Annotated in this window: 21 protein-coding genes; 4 read left to right on the top strand and 17 right to left on the bottom strand. The window is 63.8% G+C overall.

Annotated features, from left to right (window positions below):
• Positions 1-26: 26 nt before the first annotated feature.
• Positions 27-197: a hypothetical protein gene (locus AC27VQ_RS01645; protein ID WP_488714932.1), complete on the bottom strand. Its 171-nt coding sequence runs from the start codon at positions 195-197 to the stop codon at positions 27-29.
• Between AC27VQ_RS01645 and AC27VQ_RS01640 the strand changes: the two genes are divergently transcribed.
• From AC27VQ_RS01640 to AC27VQ_RS01630, 3 genes are read left to right on the top strand one after another with little or no spacing between them, the layout of a single operon-like run.
• A complete protein-coding gene (locus AC27VQ_RS01640) occupies positions 196-570 on the top strand; it encodes a COG4315 family predicted lipoprotein (protein WP_313523758.1) in 375 nt (124 codons plus the stop codon). The two genes, AC27VQ_RS01645 and AC27VQ_RS01640, sit on opposite strands and share 2 nt — an antisense overlap.
• Positions 554-1120 carry an RNA polymerase sigma factor gene (locus tag AC27VQ_RS01635; protein ID WP_488714931.1) on the top strand — a complete coding sequence of 189 codons (567 nt, stop codon included), beginning with the start codon at positions 554-556 and terminating at the stop codon, positions 1118-1120. The genes AC27VQ_RS01640 and AC27VQ_RS01635 overlap by 17 nt, the downstream gene beginning before the upstream one ends.
• Positions 1117-1890: an anti-sigma factor family protein gene (locus AC27VQ_RS01630; protein ID WP_313523764.1), complete on the top strand. Its 774-nt coding sequence runs from the start codon at positions 1117-1119 to the stop codon at positions 1888-1890. The genes AC27VQ_RS01635 and AC27VQ_RS01630 overlap by 4 nt, the downstream gene beginning before the upstream one ends.
• Before the next feature lie 34 nt (positions 1891-1924).
• On the opposite strand, the gene AC27VQ_RS01625 is transcribed toward AC27VQ_RS01630, so the two are convergent.
• The 10 genes from AC27VQ_RS01625 to AC27VQ_RS01580 form a co-directional block, all read right to left on the bottom strand.
• The gene (locus tag AC27VQ_RS01625) at positions 1925-3202 is read right to left on the bottom strand and encodes an L-fuconate dehydratase (RefSeq protein ID WP_488714930.1); all 1278 of its coding nucleotides are present in this window, start codon (positions 3200-3202) and stop codon (positions 1925-1927) included.
• A 61-nt stretch (positions 3203-3263) separates the two neighbouring features.
• Positions 3264-3998 (bottom strand): SDR family oxidoreductase, encoded by a 735-nt coding sequence (locus AC27VQ_RS01620; RefSeq protein WP_488714929.1) that lies wholly within the window; start codon positions 3996-3998, stop codon positions 3264-3266.
• Positions 3999-4019: 21 nt separating this feature from the next.
• Positions 4020-4469, bottom strand: coding sequence for a MaoC/PaaZ C-terminal domain-containing protein (locus AC27VQ_RS01615; protein WP_488714928.1), 450 nt, complete (start codon positions 4467-4469; stop codon positions 4020-4022).
• Positions 4470-4482: 13 nt separating this feature from the next.
• Complete coding sequence (locus tag AC27VQ_RS01610) at positions 4483-5553, bottom strand: Gfo/Idh/MocA family protein (RefSeq protein WP_488714927.1); 1071 nt, start codon at positions 5551-5553, stop codon at positions 4483-4485.
• Positions 5546-5875 (bottom strand): L-rhamnose mutarotase, encoded by a 330-nt coding sequence (locus AC27VQ_RS01605; protein ID WP_488714926.1) that lies wholly within the window; start codon positions 5873-5875, stop codon positions 5546-5548. Before AC27VQ_RS01605 ends, AC27VQ_RS01610 begins: the two co-directional genes overlap by 8 nt.
• A 3-nt stretch (positions 5876-5878) precedes the next feature.
• Complete coding sequence (locus AC27VQ_RS01600) at positions 5879-6997, bottom strand: mandelate racemase/muconate lactonizing enzyme family protein (protein WP_488714925.1); 1119 nt, start codon at positions 6995-6997, stop codon at positions 5879-5881.
• Position 6998: 1 nt separating this feature from the next.
• A complete protein-coding gene (locus AC27VQ_RS01595; protein ID WP_421594510.1) occupies positions 6999-8096 on the bottom strand; it encodes an ABC transporter ATP-binding protein in 1098 nt (365 codons plus the stop codon).
• 3 nt (positions 8097-8099) lie between these two features.
• Entirely contained in the window at positions 8100-8966 is an 867-nt protein-coding gene (locus tag AC27VQ_RS01590) for a carbohydrate ABC transporter permease (RefSeq protein ID WP_313523787.1), read from the bottom strand.
• Between the two features lie 13 nt (positions 8967-8979).
• Positions 8980-9876, bottom strand: a complete 897-nt coding sequence (locus AC27VQ_RS01585) for a carbohydrate ABC transporter permease (protein ID WP_313523789.1) — start codon at positions 9874-9876, stop codon at positions 8980-8982.
• A gap of 126 nt (positions 9877-10002) precedes the next feature.
• A complete protein-coding gene (locus AC27VQ_RS01580; protein ID WP_488714924.1) occupies positions 10003-11319 on the bottom strand; it encodes a type 2 periplasmic-binding domain-containing protein in 1317 nt (438 codons plus the stop codon).
• Positions 11320-11476: 157 nt separating this feature from the next.
• Between AC27VQ_RS01580 and AC27VQ_RS01575 the strand changes: the two genes are divergently transcribed.
• Complete coding sequence (locus AC27VQ_RS01575; RefSeq protein WP_421592256.1) at positions 11477-12265, top strand: IclR family transcriptional regulator; 789 nt, start codon at positions 11477-11479, stop codon at positions 12263-12265.
• A gap of 12 nt (positions 12266-12277) precedes the next feature.
• On the opposite strand, the gene AC27VQ_RS01570 is transcribed toward AC27VQ_RS01575, so the two are convergent.
• The 6 genes from AC27VQ_RS01570 to AC27VQ_RS01545 all read right to left on the bottom strand — a co-directional run bounded on the left by AC27VQ_RS01570 (position 12278) and on the right by AC27VQ_RS01545 (position 18779).
• Positions 12278-13414, bottom strand: a complete 1137-nt coding sequence (locus tag AC27VQ_RS01570; RefSeq protein WP_488714923.1) for an ABC transporter substrate-binding protein — start codon at positions 13412-13414, stop codon at positions 12278-12280.
• Complete coding sequence (locus AC27VQ_RS01565; protein WP_488714922.1) at positions 13411-14562, bottom strand: CaiB/BaiF CoA transferase family protein; 1152 nt, start codon at positions 14560-14562, stop codon at positions 13411-13413. Before AC27VQ_RS01565 ends, AC27VQ_RS01570 begins: the two co-directional genes overlap by 4 nt.
• 299 nt (positions 14563-14861) lie before the next feature.
• Positions 14862-15860, bottom strand: coding sequence for an ABC transporter ATP-binding protein (locus tag AC27VQ_RS01560; protein WP_488714921.1), 999 nt, complete (start codon positions 15858-15860; stop codon positions 14862-14864).
• Entirely contained in the window at positions 15857-16816 is a 960-nt protein-coding gene (locus AC27VQ_RS01555) for an ABC transporter ATP-binding protein (protein ID WP_488714920.1), read from the bottom strand. The genes AC27VQ_RS01560 and AC27VQ_RS01555 overlap by 4 nt, the downstream gene beginning before the upstream one ends.
• Positions 16813-17784, bottom strand: a complete 972-nt coding sequence (locus AC27VQ_RS01550) for an ABC transporter permease (RefSeq protein WP_488714919.1) — start codon at positions 17782-17784, stop codon at positions 16813-16815. Before AC27VQ_RS01550 ends, AC27VQ_RS01555 begins: the two co-directional genes overlap by 4 nt.
• Entirely contained in the window at positions 17784-18779 is a 996-nt protein-coding gene (locus AC27VQ_RS01545) for an ABC transporter permease (RefSeq protein WP_488715237.1), read from the bottom strand. Before AC27VQ_RS01545 ends, AC27VQ_RS01550 begins: the two co-directional genes overlap by 1 nt.
• Between the last annotated feature and the right edge of the window lie 19 nt (positions 18780-18798).

The following is an 18798-nucleotide window of genomic DNA, read 5'->3' as shown; positions in this document are numbered from 1 at the left end:
GTTCTCCTGTCTATGCGGAGGACAGACTAGGCGCGGCGCGGGTCAGGTTTCGATTGGGAAGGCGGGCTGGCGGCATAAAGAAAAGATAAAGACGCCTGCCCCGCATTTTTCCAGCGGCGATGGAATAATCCCCTGAGCATCGGTGTCTTGACATCGGCGGCACGGAAAACGTCGCCGTAACGATAGGAGACGACCATGAAGTTGCTGATCCTTTTGCCATTCGCCGTTGCCGCTTTTGCCGGCAGCGCTTTTGCCGCCGAACCTTTCAAGACGGTCAAGACCGACAAGGGCGAGGTTCTCGCCGGCGACAAGGGCATGACGCTCTATACGTTCAAGAAGGACGAGAAGGGCGAATCCTACTGCTACGACAAATGCGCCGCCAACTGGCCGCCGGCCATTGCCGCTTCCGATGCGAAGGCGGACGGTGCATATTCGCTCGTCACCCGCAAGGATGGCGCCAAACAATGGGCCAAGGATGGCATGCCGCTCTACTACTGGGTCAAGGACAAGAAGCAAGGCGATGCGACCGGCGACGGCATGAACGGCGTCTGGAATGTCGCCAAGCCCTGACCAGCCGCAGAAGCCCGAGAAAAGCAGGCGGGAGGGCATCACCTCCCCGCCGCCGTCCTTCGACGCCCAGATCCTGGCGCTCCTGCCACAGCTCCGGCGCTATTCGCGCAGCCTGACGCGCTCGGATGCCGAGAGCGAGGACCTGCTGCAGGATTGCGTCGAGAAGGCGCTCGTCAACCGCGCGCAATGGCGTGGCGCGAATATCCGCGCCTGGGCCTATCGCATCATGACCAACCTTCACCTCAACGCGCGCCGCGCCATCGCCCGCCGTCCCTCCGTCGGCATCGAGGAGGCGGAGGGTGTCGCGTCGAACACGCTTGCGGCCGATCCGCTGGAGCGCAACCGGCTGGTGCGGGCACTGGAAGACCTTCCCAAAGATGCGCGGGCGGTGTTGATGCTGGTGGCGGTGGAAGGGCATTCCTATCAGGAGGTCGCCGATATCATGGACATCCCGCTCGGCACCGTCATGTCGCGCCTGTCGCGCGCCCGCCAGATGCTGCGGCAGAAGCTGCAGGAGGAAAACGTGATCCAGTTGCGGAGCCCGAGATGAGCGAGACGCATCCCGTTGCCGAAGCCGACCTGCACGCCTATGCCGACGGCCTGCTCGACGAGGCCGCGCGTAGTCGCGTGGAGGCCCATCTCGCCGAACATCCGGAAGCGGCGCGCATGGTCGCCGACTGGCAGGCGCAGAACGACGGGCTGCGCAATGCCTTCGCCGGTTATGCCACCACGCGGCCGTCCGATCTCCAGCTCGTCGCGGGTGCGAAAACCGCCAGCCCGCCGCACCGCCTTGCCATGGTGGCCGCTACCGTGCTGGTCTTCTCGCTCGGCGGCCTCGCCGGTCATTTCGGGCCGCAGATTTTCGGGAAACCCACGCCGCAGACGGCGATAGAGGCGCTGCCGCAGGAGGCGCGCAATGCCTATCTGATCTATGCAAGCGAGGTCCGCCACCCCGTCGAAGTCTTCGCCGATCAGGAAGCGCATCTGGCAACGTGGCTTGGAAAACGCCTCTCAATCGACGACATGAAGGTGCCGAACCTGCAAACGCTCGGCTTCAAGCTCGTCGGCGGCCGCCTGCTGCCAGTCGCGGACAAGCCGGGCGCGATGTTCATGTACGAAAACGAGACTGGCCAGCGCATCACCGTTCTGGTGGGTCGCAACGAGGACAACCGGGAAACCAGCTTCCGCTTCGCCTCGGCGGAGAATGTGGAAACCTTCTACTGGATCGACGGCGCACTCGGCTACGCCGTGACCGGCGACATTCCCCGCGACCTGCTCCAGCAGATCGCCGAGGAATGTTACCGGCAGTTCCCGACCTGAGAGGGCGCTCCCTCTTCCGGGAGCGCCGACCGCTTTACGGCCGGAACGTATAGGTCGCGATCGACTCCGGCTTCATCTCGATGGAGAAGCCCGGCAGCGATGGCGGCATGTAGGCGGCGTTTTCGATGCGGCAGGGATCGAGGAAATGTTCATGCAGATGGTCGACATATTCGATCACCCGTCCGTCCTTGGTGCCCGACACAGCGATATAGTCGATCATCGAGAGATGCTGGACATATTCGCAGAGCCCGACGCCGCCGGCATGGGGCCAGACCGGCAGGCCGTATTTCGCGGCCATCAGCAACACGGCCAGCACCTCGTTCAGGCCACCCATGCGGCAGGAATCGATCTGCACGATGTCGATCGCGCCACCGGCGATCATCTGCTTGAAGACGATGCGGTTCTGGCACATTTCGCCGGTCGCCACCTTCACGGGATGGATCGCGTCGCGGATCGCCTTGTGGCCGGCGATATCGTCGGGGCTCGTCGGCTCCTCGATGAAGAACGGCTTGTAGGGCTGCAACTCCTTCACCCAGTCGATCGCCTGACCGACCTCCCAGATCTGGTTGGCGTCGATCATCATGGTGCGCTCGTCGCCGATCACTTCGCGGGCGATGCGCAGGCGCCGCTTGTCGTCCTCAAGGTCGCGGCCGACCTTCATCTTGATATGGGTGAAGCCCTGATCGACCGCCTCCTGGCAGAGACGGCGCAGCTTCTCGTCGTCATAACCGAGCCAGCCGGCCGACGTCGTGTAGCAGGCGTAGCCTTCGCTCTCGAGTGTTGCGATGCGCTCCGCCTTACCCGCTTCGGCCTTCTTGAGGATGGCCAGCGCCTCCTCCGGCGTCAGCGCGTCGGTGAGGTAGCGGAAGTCGATAATGTCGAGGATTTCTTCCGCGCTCATCTCGGCGACGAGGCGCCAGACCGGCTTTCCGGCCTGCTTGGCGAGCAGGTCCCAGACCGCATTGACCACCGCACCTGTCGCCAGATGCATCGCGCCCTTGTCCGGGCCGATCCAGCGCAGCTGGCTGTCGCTGGTCACATGACGCCAGAAGCGGCCGGGATTTTCGCGCACCCAGTCGAGATCGAGGCCGACGACGAGATGCTTCATCGCATCGATCGCCGCGCAGCAAATCTCGTTGCCGCGACCGATGGTGAAGGTGAGGCCGTGGCCTTCCAGCCCCGCTCCATCCGTGCCGAGCACGACATAGGCGGCCGAATAATCCGGATCGGGGTTCATGGCATCCGAGCCGTCGAGGCTCTGCGAGGTGGGAAAGCGCAGGTCGATGGAGCGGAGGCTGGTGATCTTGGTCATGGAAGCGGCCCTTGGAAATGGTCGGATGGCCATCGACGCGATGCCGACAGCCGTTGATCGGTCAGATGGTCCAGCCGCCGTCGATGGCGTAGGCCTGGCCCGTCGTATAGGTGGCGCCGGCGAGATAGACGGCGAGATCGGCGATTTCCTCCGGCGTGCCGATGCGGCCGATCGGCTGGCGGGCGATGAAGGCGGCACGCGCGGCCTCGAAATCGCCCTGCGCGCGCAGGCGGTCCTGCAGCGAGGGGCTTTCCACCGTGCCGGGGCAGATGCAGTTGCAGCGGATGCCCTGGGCGACATAGTCGGCGGCGACCGACTTGGTGAGGCCGACGACGGCCGCCTTGGTGATCGTATAGGCAGCGCGGTTCGGTACGCCCTTCATGCTGGAGGCGACGGAGGCCATGTTGATGATGGCACCGTCCTTCCTTTCCAGCATCGCCGGCAGCACGGCACGGATCATGCGCACCATGGCGCGGACATTGAGATCGAAGGCGAAATCGAGATCCTTGTCTGCCATGTCGAGGATCGAGCCGGCATGCACGAAGCCCGCGCAGTTGAACAGCACGTCAAATGGTCCGGTCGCGGAGACCACGCGGCTGACGGCCTCTGCATCCAGCACGTCAAGCACATAGGTTTCGATATTGGCCTCGGTTGCGAGGCTCTTCAGCGCTTCGGCATTGATATCGGTCGCAATGACCTTGGCACCGGCACGCGCGAAGGCCAGCGCGCTCGCCCGGCCGATCCCCTGGCCGGCGGCGGTGAGGAGGACACGCTTGTTTTCGAGGGAAAGGCTCATGGTTGCTCCTTGCGTGAGGCGTCAGGCACTCGGGCGGCGCTCGACGACGTAGATATGGTCGGCGGCGAGGACGACCTCGCCCTTCTGGTTGATGACCTCGGTGCGTTCGATGACGCGGCCGGAGCCGGCGCGTTTCGGATCGTCCTCCTTGGCCGATATCGTCACGCGGGTGTGAATCGTATCGCCGATGAAGACGGGCCTGACAAAACGCATCCTGTCATAGCCGTAGGAAAAGGCGACCGGATTGATGACGCTCGCCGTCAGGCCGACGCCGATGGAGAACACCATGGTGCCGTGCGCGATACGCTGGCCGAAGGGCTGCGTCTTCATGAACTCGGCATCCATGTGATGCGGGAAGAAATCACCGGTATGGCCGGCATGCACGACGAAATCCGTCTCGGTGATCGTGCGCCCGCTCGTCATGCGCCCCTCGCCGATCTCGTAGTCTTCAAAATATTTGACCTGTTCCATCTGCTGTTCCTGTTCAGGGTCGCACGGCAAGCGGTGTGGCGGGGGCAGCACTGGAGGCATAGGCGGCCTCGACGAGCGCCATGGTCATCCAGGCATCCTCGACCGAGGAGATGAGCTCGGCGTCTTCGCCGGCAACGAAGCGCTGGAGATTGGCCATGCGGCCGACAAAGGCATCGGGGAACCAGGTACCCTGAAGCGGCACCGGCACCCAGCCATCGCCGCCCTTCGGATAGATTTCCAGAATATCCGGCTCGCCGCGCGGATAGTCGAGATTGACGCCGAGCTGGAGATAGGCCGCACCCTCGGTGCCCGAAACGCGAAACTCGCAAGCCTGATGCCGGCGGCCGAATTTGTGGTCATGGTTGATCGACAGCGCGCAGCGGACCCGGTCGCCGTAATCGAGGATCGCGGTGGTGCGCGTCTGCGCCATCTTGTGGTTCGGATGGCCGATCGACTTGGCGTGCACGCCTTGCGGATCGCCCAGGATCTGGCGGATGGCGTCGAGATAGTGGATCGAATGCATGGCGATCTCGATGCGCGGCAGGCCTTCGAGGAAGGACCAGAGTTCCCACGGCGTATCGAGCGCCAGATAGACGTCAAAATCGACGACTTCGCCGAGCAGGCCCTTGGCGATCGCATCCTTCAATGCCAGCAGCATCGGCGCGAAGCGGAGCTGGAAATTGACGGCCGCCTTGAGTTTCTTGTCGCGGCAGATGCGCAGGATTTCCGTCGCCGCTGCAAGATCCGAACCCATTGGCTTCTGGATCAGCGCCGCCGCACCATCCGGCAGGGCGGCCAGCACTTTCGCATGGACCGCCGGCGGCGTGGCGAGATCAAAGATCGCGCCTTCAACGGAGGCCGCTTCCTCAACCGAGCGGTAGGCTGCGACCTCCCATTTTTCGGCCAGCGCCTTGGCCTTGTCGTGATCGGGGTCATAGACCCCGGCAATCGGAAAACCGCCCTTGCGATAGGCCGGATAATGCGCATCGCCGACGATCGAACCGGCACCGAAGGTGACGATCGGGCGGGGATTTGACGGGAGCGGCCAGGACTGAGCCAGCGATGTCGGATCAAAATCAGGCATGAAAGAACACCTCTTCCATGTTCGCCCACCACTCGCCTTCCTTGCGGGTGTCGAGCGGCGTCTGGCAGGGCATGCAGACGGCCCACCATTCCTGCGTCTTCGGGTCTGCGGCCATCTTCGCCATGTCGCCGGCATAATCGGTGCCGTGATATTCGAAGAAGGAGAAAAGCAGGTTTTCCGGCTCCTTCAGGAAGATCGAATAATTCCTGATGTTGCAGGCTGAAATCCGCGCCAGCACCTCCGGCCAGACGGCGGCGTGCAGGCGCTTGTAGTCCTCGATCTTCTCCGGCTTGACGCCGATCACCATGCCGATGCGTTGCATGCCTCAGGCTCCCTTGCGGATTTCACGCTCGAATTCGCCAATCGAGCGGGCGCGGATGGCGTCCCAGTCCCAATCGATGCCGAGGCCCGGCACCGTCGGCGCGAGCGCCATGCCGTTCTCGATCTTCAGGCGCGAGGTGGTGATATCGTCGAGTTGCGGGATGTATTCGACATATTTGCCGTTCTGCACCGCGCAGGTCAGGCTGACATGCAGCTCCATCAGGAAATGCGGGCAGACCGGCATGCCGAAGGCCTCCGCCGCGTGCGCCACCTTCAGCCAGGGCGTGATACCGCCGATGCGGCCGGCATCGACCTGCACGATGGAGCAGGCGCCCTTCTGCATATATTCGCGGAAATGGCGGATCGAATAGAGAGATTCACCAATGGCAATCGGCGTCGATGTGGACTGGTTGAGGCGCACATGGCCGCCGATGTCATCGGCCGGCAGCGGCTCTTCGATCCAGCCGAGATCAAGATCGCGCAGGCGCTCCGCCCGGCGGATCGCCTCGTCGACCGAAAAGCCCTGATTGGCGTCGGTCATGATCTCATAGCCATCGCCGACCGCCTTGCGGACGGCCGAAAGGCGCGCAACATCCTCGGAACCATGCGGCTTGCCTATCTTTACCTTCGAGCCGGTAAAACCCCTCGATTTGGCGTCCAGCGCGTCCTCGACAAGCGCTTCGACAGGAATATGCAGCCAGCCACCCTCGGTCGTATAGAGCGGGCAGCGATCCTTCGCACCGCCGGCAAGCTTCCAGAGCGGCAGGTTCTGCTTTCGCGCGCGCAAATCCCAGAGCGCGGTGTCGATGGCGGCGAGCGCGATCGCGGTGATCGCGCCGATCGTCGTGGCGTGGGTGGCGAATTCCAGCTCGTGCCAGATCGCCTCGATCCGATCCGCGTCGCGGCCGATGATACGGGGCACGAGATGGTCGGCAAGCAGCCGCATCACGGAGGAGCCGCCGGTGCCGATCGTGTAGCTGTAGCCGGTGCCGACAGCGCCGTCGCTGTCGGTGATGGTAACGAGCGGCGTTTCCTGCGAAACGAAGCTCTGGATGGCATCGGTGCGCTCGACCTTCGGACGAAGGTCGACCATTTTCAGCTCGACGCGTTCGATCTTTGCCATGTCAGCCTCTCAGCGTGCGGCCGCTTTCGCGGTCGAAGAGATGGGCCTGGGACAGGTCGAAGCAGAAGGGCAGCGCCTCGCCCGGCGAAAGCCGCCGCGGGTTCAGCATGCGGCCGACCCATTCGGCGCCGGCAAAATCGGAGAAAACAAGCGTTTCATTCCCGAGCGGTTCCGTCAGGATGACGCGCAGGTCCTGCTTGTGCACATCGGCATCTTCGCCTGAATGAATGCCGTGGCCGGCGGGGTAGAGATCGTCCGGACGCAGGCCGAAGGTCACCTTCTGGCCTGCTGTGACGCGGTCCCTGAAGCGGGCCGGTAGCGGCAGGCGGTCGCCATTGGCGAAAACCACATGGCCATCCGCGACCTCCGCATCCTTGAGGTTCATCGGCGGCGAACCGATGAAGCCGGCGACGAATTTCGACTTGGGCCGCTGGAAGACATCCTCCGGCGTGCCGACCTGCTCGATATAGCCGTCGCGCATGATGACGATGCGGTCGGCGAGCGTCATCGCCTCCACCTGGTCGTGCGTGACGTAGATGACCGTCGACTGCACCTTGGCATGCAGCTTCTTGATCTCGACGCGCATCTGGGTGCGCAATTTTGCATCGAGGTTCGACAACGGCTCGTCGAACAGGAAGACATCCGGATTGCGCACGATGGCGCGGCCCATGGCGACGCGCTGGCGCTGGCCGCCGGAAAGCTGCGAGGGACGGCGGTCGAGCAGGTGCGTGAGATCGAGCGTTTTGGCCGCCTCTTCCACCTGGGGGGCGATATCCTCCGGCTTCTGGCCGGCAATCTTCAGCGAGAAGCCCATATTCTCGCGCACGGTCATATGCGGATAGAGCGCGTAGGACTGGAAGACCATGGCGAGGTTGCGGGCGCGCGGCGGCAGATCGTTGACCACGCGGCCGCCGATCTTGATGTTGCCGTCGGAGACCGGCTCGAGGCCGGCGATCATGCGCAGCGTCGTCGACTTGCCGCAGCCGGAAGGGCCGACCAGCGCGATGAATTCGCGGTCCGCGACTTCGAGATCGATGCCGTGCACCACTTCGAGCGAGCCGTAGCGCTTCACCAGCTTTTCAAGGGAAACGGTTGCCATGGATTATCCTTTGACTGCGCCGGAGGTGAGGCCGGAAACGAGATGCTTCTGCACGATGAAGGTCAGGACGAGGGCCGGAATGATCATGATCACCGCCAGCGCGCACATGCCGCGCCAGTCGATGGTGAATTCCGAGGTGTAGTCGAGCAGGCCGACTGGCAGGGTCTTGGAGGTAACGGAACGGGTGAGCTGCGAGGCGAGCGCGAACTCGTTCCACGCGGTGAGGAAGGCGAAGATGCCGGCGGATGCGATGCCGGGGCCGGCGAGCGGAAACTCCACCTGCCAGAAGGCCTGCCAGCGCGTGCAGCCGTCGATCTGCGCGGCCTCGGCCAAATCCTTCGGCACCTGGCGGAAGAAGCCGTCGATCAGCCAGATGGTGAAGGGCACGTTGAGCGCGACATAGGCGGTGATCAGGCCGAAATGCGTGTCGATGATGCCGAGCTTCGAATAGACGAAGAACAGCGGGAGTGACAGCGCGATACCGGGCACGGTGCGCGTCAGCATCAGGCCAAGGAAGATCGACGACTTCGCCTTGAAGCGGAAGCGTGCGAACGCATAGCCGCCGGCCATGCCGATGGCGAGCGCGATCGCCGTCGAGGTGACGGAGATGATCAGCGAATTGCGGAAATATTCGATGATCGGGATGCCGCCCTGCCCGACACCGGAAAACATCGCGACATAGGCATCGAAGGACAGGTCCTGCGGGATCCAGACCGGCGGCTTCGCCATGATCTCGACCGTCGGGCGGAAGGAGGCGAGCACGATCCACAGGCCCGGCAGGCAGATGACCGCCATCGCCAGGAAGAGGCCGATCTTGTGGGCGGCGGAGAGGAGGAAGCCGTTGAAACGGGCTTTTGCGTTCTCGTTCATCTGACCACTCCTCCTACCATTCGGCTGCGATCTGTGTCCGCGCGGCCGAAAGCTTGCGGAAGAAATAGACGGTGAAGAGGATGGACAGCAGGATCGCGACATAGGCCATGGCATTGGCGAGACCCATGCGGGCATCGGCATAGGCGGTGCGCGAGATGAGCGTCCAGAGCAGCTCCGTGCGCTTGGCCGGCCCGCCATCCGTCATGATCTTGACGATGTCATAGGCGCGGGCGACGTCGAGCGAGCGGATCGTCATGGCGATATAGGCGAAGGGCATGATGAAGGGCCAGGTGACGTAGCGGAACGTCTGCCAGGGCGTGCAGCCATCGACGCGCGCCGCCTCGATCGGCTCCTTCGGCATGGCGAGCAGGCCGGCCAGAATGAGGATGGCGAAGACCGAGGTGGACGACCAGATTTCGGCGACGAGGATCGCGAAGAAGGCGAGCGACCCATCGATCAGCCACGGGATCGCCTGATCCGTCAGGCCGAGGGACTGCAGCGCGTTGTTCACGAGACCGATATTGTCGTTGAACATGAACTTGAACTGGAAGCCGACGAGGATCGGCGAGAACATCATCGGGAACATCATGATGGTGCGCAGCAGCCGCTGGCCGCGCGTCGCCTTCTCCACGAGCATGGCAAGGCCAAGCCCGAGCAGCATCTCGAGATTGAGCGCGACGGTGAGCAGCAGCACGGTGCGGCCGAAGGCCGTCCAGAACTCGATATCCGTCAGGATGCGCACATAGTTGCGAAAGCCGATCAGCGTGAAGAGCGACGCCGGCTGCGTCAGCCGGAAGGGCGTGAAGCTCGAATAGAGCGACAGGATCAGCGGAATGATGACGACGGCTGCGAGCACCAGAACGGCGGGCAGCAGAAGCAGAAACGGTGCCGGTGGCCTCCAGCCTTTCATATCGGCTTCTCCTGTCTTCACGAATGCAAGGAAAACCCGCCTGCCGAAACTGGCGGCGTTCTCTCGTTTTCCGAAATGTCACGAGGGGTGGCAAGTGGCGCCGCAAAGCGGCGCCACAGGATAGGCTCAGAGCGATCCGGCGTCTTCGAGGATCTGCGTCGCCTTGGCGGCGGCGGTATCCAGCGCTTCCTTGGAGGTCTTGTCGCCGAGGATGGCGGCCTGAAGCTCCGGATAGACGGCGTTGGAGATTTCGATCCACGACGCCGTCTGCGGCACCGCGAAGGCGTGTTTTGCGGCCTCCTGGAAGGCGCTCAGCACTTCCTTGCGATAGGGATCGCTCTCAGCCTGCTTGATGTTGTATTCCCAGACGGCCGTGCGCGTCGGCAGCGGGCCGGCGGCGGATTCCAGCTTCTGGCTGTCCTCGTTGGTGAGGAACCAGACGAGCGAGGCGGCCGCTTCCTTGTTGGCGCAGCTTTCCGTGACCGAGAAGCCGTGATGGCCGGACCAGCCGGTGCGCTTGCCGGAAGAGCCAGCCGGCTGCACCTTCACGCCGACATTGCCGGCAACCTTGGACGACTTCGGGTCGTTGAAAAAGCTCGCCCAGCCAGGCCAGTCGAGATTGACCGCGATGGTGCCGGAGGCAAAGCCCTGGCCGAGATCGTCCCAGAGATAGTTGGTCGTGCCGGCCGGTACGGCCTTGGCCTTGTAGAGGTTCACGAACCAGTCGAGTGCGCGCACGCCGGCTTCCGAATTGAAGGCCGGCTTGCCGTCGGCGTCGAGATATTCGCCGCCTTCGGCGACCAGCATCTCATAGAAGCGGCCGTTGATCGCCTCTTCCTTGCCGGCATATTGCGTGCCGTAGAAATCCGGCGGGCTGGAGAAGAAGATCGCCTGGTCGGTGACCTGCTGCCAGGTATCCGGCGGCGCAAGGTCGTAGCCGTACTTTTCCTTGAACGCCGCCTTCTTGGCATCGTCCTGATAGAGGCTCTTCTGGTAGTAGAGCGCGGACACGTCGAACTGCGCGCGCGGCAGCATGACCAGCTTGCCGCCGAGCGTCGAGGAGGCGATGTTGGCCGGCACGAAAGCGTCGATCTCTTCCTTCGGCAGGAGCGCGTTCAGGTCGGTGTAGATATCCGGGTACTGCGGGGCGAAGGACGAATGGTTCGAGCCGACGCACCAGGTGATGTTGCCGGTCGCGATGTCCGACTTGATCTCCTTGTCCAGCTCGAAATGGTTCTTCTTCGAGAGAACGTTCACCTTCGCGCCGGTCGCCTTTTCCCATTCGGCGATGCGCGCATAGAGCGCCTCATACTGCTGACCGCCGATGAGCTTCGCATCGACGGTGACACCTTCAAACTTACCCGGCAGATCGGCAGCAAGCGCGGCACCCGCCCAGGCGCAGATCACGGCACCGGCGGCAACGCCGGCTAGAAATCTCGTCATTCTCTCCTCCCATTGGCTTTTCGCCAGCCCTTACCAATAAGAGCTTCATTCATATACAAACCATTTATTCACTTGTCGTCAAGCGATAACTGAAAACGGCCGATTGTCATGACTGGTTTGTGCGTATATGAAATTGCTTATTCACAGGGGATGCCGCGTGTCAGAAGACGAAAATGATCGCTACAGGGCGCCGGCGCTCGACAAGGGCCTGGATATCCTCGAACTCCTTGCTGCCGTGGATGGCGGATTGACCCAGGCGGAGATCGCCAAGCGGCTTGATCGCAGCCCTAACGAATTCTACCGGATGCTCGATCGGCTGGTGAAACGCGGCTATGTCACGCGCATCGACGGCGACCGATTTTCGCTGACGCTGAAACTCTTCGGCCTCGCGCAGCTCCATGCCCCGGTGCGGCGCCTCGTCTCCTTCGCCGTTCCCCTGATGCGCGAGCTTGCCGAGACCTCGCGGCAGGCCAACCAGCTCGTCGTGTTCGACCGCGGCAATCCCGTCGTCATCGCCCAGCAGGAAGCGCCCGGCTATTGGGGCATTTCCATCCGCGTCGGCTCGCGCATCAGCCTGTTCGAGACCGGCTCCGGCCATGCCCTGCTCGCCTTCCGCTCGCCGCAGGAGCGCATGCGCATGATCGCCGAAAATGTCGGCAGCGGCGGCGAGGACGGGCGTGCGACGCCGGAATTCCTGGCGCGCCTCGACCTCATCCGCTCACGCGGCTACGAGATGATGCCGAGCGCCCAGACGGCCGGCGTCATCAACCTTTCGGCCCCCGTGCTCGGCGCCGACGGCACCGCGATTGCGGCCCTCACCGTGCCCTATATCACGCTGATCAATGCGCCGGCGGCGCCCGATATCTCGACGTCGATCCAACTCCTCATGGAGGCGACCAAGACGCTGTCGGACATGGCGGGCGCCGGCTTTTCGGCCGAGGATTGAGGCGCTGTAAGCCTACGGGAAACTCTTCACGAAGAGATCATTCAGGTCGGCAATCGCCTTGGCCGCCGGCTCGTTGCTGGTCACAGCCTGATTGATGCGCTCTGACGCCGCGGCCTGGAACGGCATGTAGCCATCGTGGCGCGGCCGCAGCCAGCCGCCTTCCAGCGTCTTGCGCGTCTGCCGGTAAAAGCCAAGCGTGGCGGCATTCGCCCCGTCGTCCTCCCAGCCCGCAGCGTGGCCGCACTGGCCGCCCGAACGCCAGTAGCGGTCAGCCTGCACCGGCCCGCTTGCGATCCAGTAGGCGAAGTCGATGGCCGCCGCGCGGTTTTCGGAGAAGGCCGAAACGACAATGCCCGTGCCGCCGAGCGCCGAGCCTGACGGCCCTGCCCCGCCTGCCACGGGCATATCCGAAAAGGCGATGCGGTTCGCGCGAAATCCATCCAGCGAATAGCTGACATAGCCGTAGATCAGCGGTGAGGCGGTGTAGGGCGAGCCCGCCTCGCCCATCCGGTCGAGCGCCGCGATGGGATCCATGCCGAGGCAGGCGCGATCGACCAGTGCTGCCAGCTCCCGGATCATCTCAAGTGCCTGAATGCCGATCTCCGCATCGGCGAAGGCTCGATCCTTCTCGACCGAACACGGCCGGCCGAGATTGCCGCAAAGCGAGAAGAGAGACATCAGCGAATGCGGCGGGCGCAGCGTCAGCAACACCTCCCCGTCCTTCGCCAGGTCGAGCACCTCACCCCAGGTCCGGGGCGCGGCATTCAGCCGGTCGGGTCGATAGGCCAGCACCTGCGTGGCGGCATCGATCGGAAAGCCCCATTGCGCGCCCTGCCAGTTGTAGCTCGGGAAGGAGGCCCCGACGCTTCCGGCCGCAAGGGCCGCAAATTCCGCCTCCCGGCCGGGCATATCGAGCGGCGCAAGGCAATTCTCCGCCGTGATCTGGCCGACATGCGGATGGTCGATCACGATGAGATCATAGCGGCGGGCAAGCTCCTCGACGGGAAAACTCTCGAAATCCTGCAGCGAACGCTTGTCCCATTCGATGCGCACGCCGGTCCGCTTCAGCCAATCCGCGGAGCAGGCCACCATCGGATCGTACCCGCGCGGATGGCTCCACGTCATGCCTTTCAGGGTGATCGCGCTCATGCGAATTCCTCTCGAATGCGCGCTGTGTGTTCGCCGATACGCGGCGCAGCCCGGCCACCGGACGGCCGCGCGCCATCGACACGGATGGGGCAGCGCGTCGTGCCGATGGCGACATCGTCCTCGCGCGTCACGGTCTGCAGCATGTCGAGGATCTGGAAGCCTTCGCTCGTCAAAAGCTCCGGCCATTCCAGCACCTTCGAGCACCAGATATCAGCAGGCTCGAGGATGGACAGCCAATGGTCGACCGTCTCCGTGGCGATGCGCGCCGCAATGATCTGCTTGATCGTATCGCGTTCGGTAAACCAGGCCTTGGCGTCGTCGCGATAGACCGCGAGCGCTTCGAGATCCAGCAGGTCCTGCAAGCGGCCGAGCGGCGTCATGGCGATCGCGAGATAACCGTCCTTGGCCGGATAGACCCCGTAAGGCGCGGACAGATAGGCATGCGCGCTGCGGAAGCCGGAGCGTTTCGGTTTGCGGCCACCGTCGTTCAGATGGGTGGTCAGCACCTCGAACTGGAAATCGACGAGGCTTTCCAGCAGGCTGGTCTGGATATGCGCGCCCCTGCCGGAAATGCCCCGGCGCACCAGCGCCGCGAGAATGCCCTGGCAGGTATTGGCGCCGGCCAGCATGTCGGCAACCGCCAGACCGAAGGGCACCGGCCCCTGCTGCTCGTCGCCGTTCAGCCACATTAACCCCGAGCGCGCCTGCGCCAGAAGATCCTGCCCCGGCCGCATGACCCAGGGCCCCTCCTCGCCATAACCGCTGATCGAGGCATAGACAATGGCCGGATTGATCGCTTTCACCGCGTCGTAATCCAAGCCGAGCCGCTCGATGACGCCGGGCCGGAAATTCTGGATGACAACATCGGCCTCACCGATCAGCTTGCGCAGGAAAGCCAGATCATCGGCATTCTTCAGATCGATGCCTAGGCTTTCCTTGCCGCGGTTGATGGCGTGGAACAGGGTCGAATCCCCACCCACCTCGGTATCGCTGAGATAGAGCCGCCGCGAAAGATCGCCGCCGTCGGGCCGCTCGATCTTGATGACGCGGGCGCCAAGATCGAGCAGCCGCAGCGAGCAATAGGGCCCCGACAGAAACTGGCTCATATCGATGACAGTTAGGCCGGCCAACAGTCCGTTGTCGTCCATTTTCTCCCCCCGCGCCAAACCTGAAAGCTTCGCGCAATTTCTATGTGAATTCTTCGTTTATATATGAGGGCGCATGGAATGCTGTCAAGGCGATGGTTGTGAACCTGCAGAGAGCGCACGGCCCTATGCCCGTGCAAGCACGATGTCGTGGCGCGAAAAGCAATCTGGAGCTTCAAAAGCGACAGGGAGAAAGATCGTATCGGGAAGAGAAAAATACTCCCGGATTAAGGGGTGCCCTCTACGAAAAAAGGGAGCCGTTCGCGTGCTCCCTTTTACGTCCTTGTCCCGAAAGCCGCCGTCTATAGCGTCGGGAAATGGCAGGCGACCTTGCGACCCACGCCAAAGGATTGCGGCTCGGGGCGCTCGGTGCGGCAGCGATCCTGGGCAATCGGACAGCGCGGGTGGAAGCGGCAGCCGGAGGGCGGGTTGAGCGGGCTCGGCACGTCGCCGGTCAGCAGGATGCGCTTGCGCGATCCGCCCGGCGTCGTTTCCACCACCGGCACGGCCGAGATCAGCGCCTGGCTATAGGGATGGGCCGGCGCGGAGAACACCGCTTCCGCCGGACCTTCCTCGACCACCGAGCCCAGATACATCACCGCAATGCGCGTCGAGACCTGCCGCACCACCGACAGGTCATGGGCGATGAAAATATAGGTGAGACCGAGCTTTTCCTGGAGATCGGCAAGCAGGTTGACGATCTGCGCCTGCACCGACACGTCGAGGGCCGAGACCGGCTCGTCCAGCACCACGAGGTCCGGATTGAGGGCGATGGCGCGCGCGATGCCGACGCGCTGGCGCTGGCCGCCGGAGAATTCATGCGGATAGCGTTTAACATGATCCGGCAGGAGGCCGACGATGTCGAAGAGTTCGGCGACGCGCCTGTCGATCTCGGCAGACGAGAGCTTGGTGTGGATGCGCAGCGGTTCGGCGACCAGATCGCCGACGCGGCGGCGCGGATTGAGCGAGGCCGAAGGGTCCTGGAACACCATCTGGAGACGGCGGCGGAGCGGCCGCATCTCCCGCAGCGATTTGCCGGTAATGTCATCGCCCTCGAAGAACAGCTGGCCGCCGGTAATGTCGTAGAGCCGGACGAGGCAGCGGGCGAGCGTCGACTTTCCGCAGCCGGATTCACCGACGAGCCCGAGCGTTTCGCCACGCCGCACCTTCAGCGAGACATTGTCGACGGCATGCACGGTCCGCCGTCCCTCCGCCGAGAAACGCGTGCCGATCGAAAAACGCTTCATCAGCGCGCGGGTTTCGAGGATGGGGCCTTCTGTCGTCGTCATCATGTCGCTCATGCTTGCACCTCCCGAAGGCAGGCGGCGGCGTGGAGGCCATCCCCAAGGGCGGGTTTTTCGGCCGCGCAGGCGTCGAAACGCACGGGACAGCGCGGTCCGAAGGCGCAGCCCTGCGGCAGGCGCAGCAGCGAGGGGGGCGAGCCGGGAATGGCCGGCAGGCGACGCGGTTTCTCGCCAGTCAACGGGGGGATAGAGCCGAGCAATGCGCGGGTATAGGGATGGCGCGGATCGGAAAACAACGCGGCCCGGCTGCCGCGCTCCACCACGCGCCCGGCATACATAACCATCACCCGGTCAGCGAGTTCGGACACCACGCCCATGTCATGCGTGATGAAGACGACCGCCGAATTATAGGTGGTGCGCAGCTTGCGCACGAGATCGAGAATGCCGGCCTGCACGGTGACGTCGAGCGCCGTCGTCGGCTCGTCGGCAACGAGCAGCGCCGGGTTGCAGGAGAGCGCCATGGCGATGACGGCGCGCTGCCGCATGCCGCCGGACAGCTGGTGCGGATAACGCGACATCGCCTCGCGCGGATTGGGGAAGTTCACCTCCGCAAGCAGTTCCTCCACCCGGTCCAGCGCCTTCGCCTTGCTGATGTTCTGGTGGGCGCGGATCTGCTCGGCAATCTGCCAGCCGATCGTATAGACCGGCGTCAGCGCCGTCATCGGGTCCTGGAAGATCATGGCGATCTCGTTGCCGCGCAGGCGGCGCAGCTCCTTCGCCGGCAGGCCGATCAGTTCGCGGCCCTTGTAGCGGATCGAGCCTTCGATCGCCGCGTTGGGATCGGTGATCAATCCCATGACCGCGAGCAGCGAGACGGTCTTGCCGGAGCCGGATTCGCCGACGACGCCGAGGATTTCGCCCTCTTCGAGATCGAAGGAGACGCCGTCGATGGCCCGCACGAGGCCGTCTTCGGTGCGGAACGAGACCTTGAGGTCGCGCACGGAGAGCATCATGACGTCCTCACGCGGGGATCGAGAAGGATATAGACGAAATCGACCACCGCATTGGCGATGACCACGAACATCGAGGCATACATCACCGTCGCCATGATCATCGGCAGATCGAGGTTCTGCATCGCGTCATAGGTGAGCTTGCCGATGCCGTTGAGGCCGAAGACCACCTCGGTCAGCAGGGCCGAACCGCCGACGAGCGCGCCGAAATCCAGGCCGAACAGGGTGACGAAGGCGATCAGCGAGGTGCGCAGCGCATGGCGCAGCAGAATGCGCGTCTCCGAGAGACCCTTCGCCCGCGCGGTGCGGATGAAGTCCTCCTGCATGGATTCGATGATCGCTGCACGCAGCACCCGGCCGTAGATGCCGATATAGAGCACGGCGAGCGTGATCCAAGGAATGACCAGCGTCAGGAACCAGCCCTTCGGATCGCTCATCAGCGGCTTGTAGCCGAGCGGCGGCACCCAGGAAAACAGCCAGGTATCGTGATAGCGGCTCTGGGTGATGAGGTTCATCACCTCGCCGAGCCAGTAGACCGGCATGGAGATGCCGATAAGGCCGAGCGCCATCAGGAGCTTGTCCAGCCAGCTGTCGCGCGTAGCGGCCGCCACGATGCCGATGATCACGGAGACCACGACCCAAAGAATCGCCGCGCCGAAGACCAGTGACAGCGTGACCGGGATAGCGTCGAGCACGGCGGGCACGACCTTCCAGCCGCGATTGACGAAGGAGGTGAGATCGCCGGTGACGAAGATCTTCTGCATCATCAGGCCGTACTGGACATAGAGCGGCCGGTCGAAGCCGAAGGAGTGGCGCACGGCCTCCAGTACCTCGGGCGAGGCATTGCGGCCGGCGATGCGCGCGGCGGGATCGGAACCGGGCGTGGCGAAGAAGATCAGGAAGACGATGACGGAAATGCCGAACATCACGAACAGCATCTGACAGAAGCGGCGCAGGATGGCGTAGATCATCAGGTGCGCCCCAGTTGAACCTTCGAGCGCGGGTCGAGCGCATCGCGCAGACCGTCGCCGAAGACGTTGAGCGCCATCACGGCCAGCGCAATGGCAATGCCGGGCGCCAGTGCCACGAGCGGGCGGGTGTAGAGCAGCGCCTGGCCGTCCTGGATGATCGTGCCCCAGCTTGCGGCCGGCGGCTGAACGCCGATCGACAGGAAGGACAGGGCCGATTCCGTCAGCATGTTCAGCGCCATCATCAGCGGCACGAAGACGATGAGCGTCGTCGTGATGTTCGGCTGGATATCGCGCCAGAGAATGCGCCAGCCGGGCACGCCGAGATTGATCGCGGCCAGCACGAATTCGCTGTTGCGCAGCGACAGCACCTGGCCGCGAATGGGCCGCGCCACATAGGGCACGTAGACGATGCCGATGATGATGACGGGCAGCCAAAGACTGCCGGACTCAATGGTAACCGGCCCGATGGAAATGCCGGCGGTGATGGTGACGATGGATAGCGAGATCGCCAGGAGATAGATCGGGAAGGCCCAGAGGATATCGAGCAGCCGCGACAGGATCGTATCCGTGACGCCGCCGAAATAGCCGGCGACGAGACCGGCCGTCGTTCCGACGATCAGCGTGAAGACCGTGGCGGCGGCCGCGATCATCAGCGAGCTCAGGCCGCCATAGAGCAGGCGCGCCATGACGTCCCGGCCCTGGTTGTCCGCGCCGAGGAAATAATTGCCGAGCTCCCAGGTCGGGCCGATCGGCGTGTAGCCGAGGCCGAGACCTTCCGTGGAGGCCTCCATCACCGGGACCTCGACGCCATCGACATGGATGACGGCATCGAGCGTCGATGTGAACGGATCCACGCCCGCCCAGCGCGCATAAAGCGGCGCGCTGAGACAGGAAAGGACGATGACGACGACGATGGCCAGGGACGCCATGGCGGCCCTGTTGCGTCTCAACCGCGCGAAAGCAAGGGCCCAAGGCCCTCGCGTCCGGCGCTGCACGGCAACGGCTTCATTCGAC

It is taken from the genome of Shinella sp. 20P9.1.1 (assembly GCF_057798995.1).
This window is presented reverse-complemented; position numbering and strand designations above follow the sequence as displayed.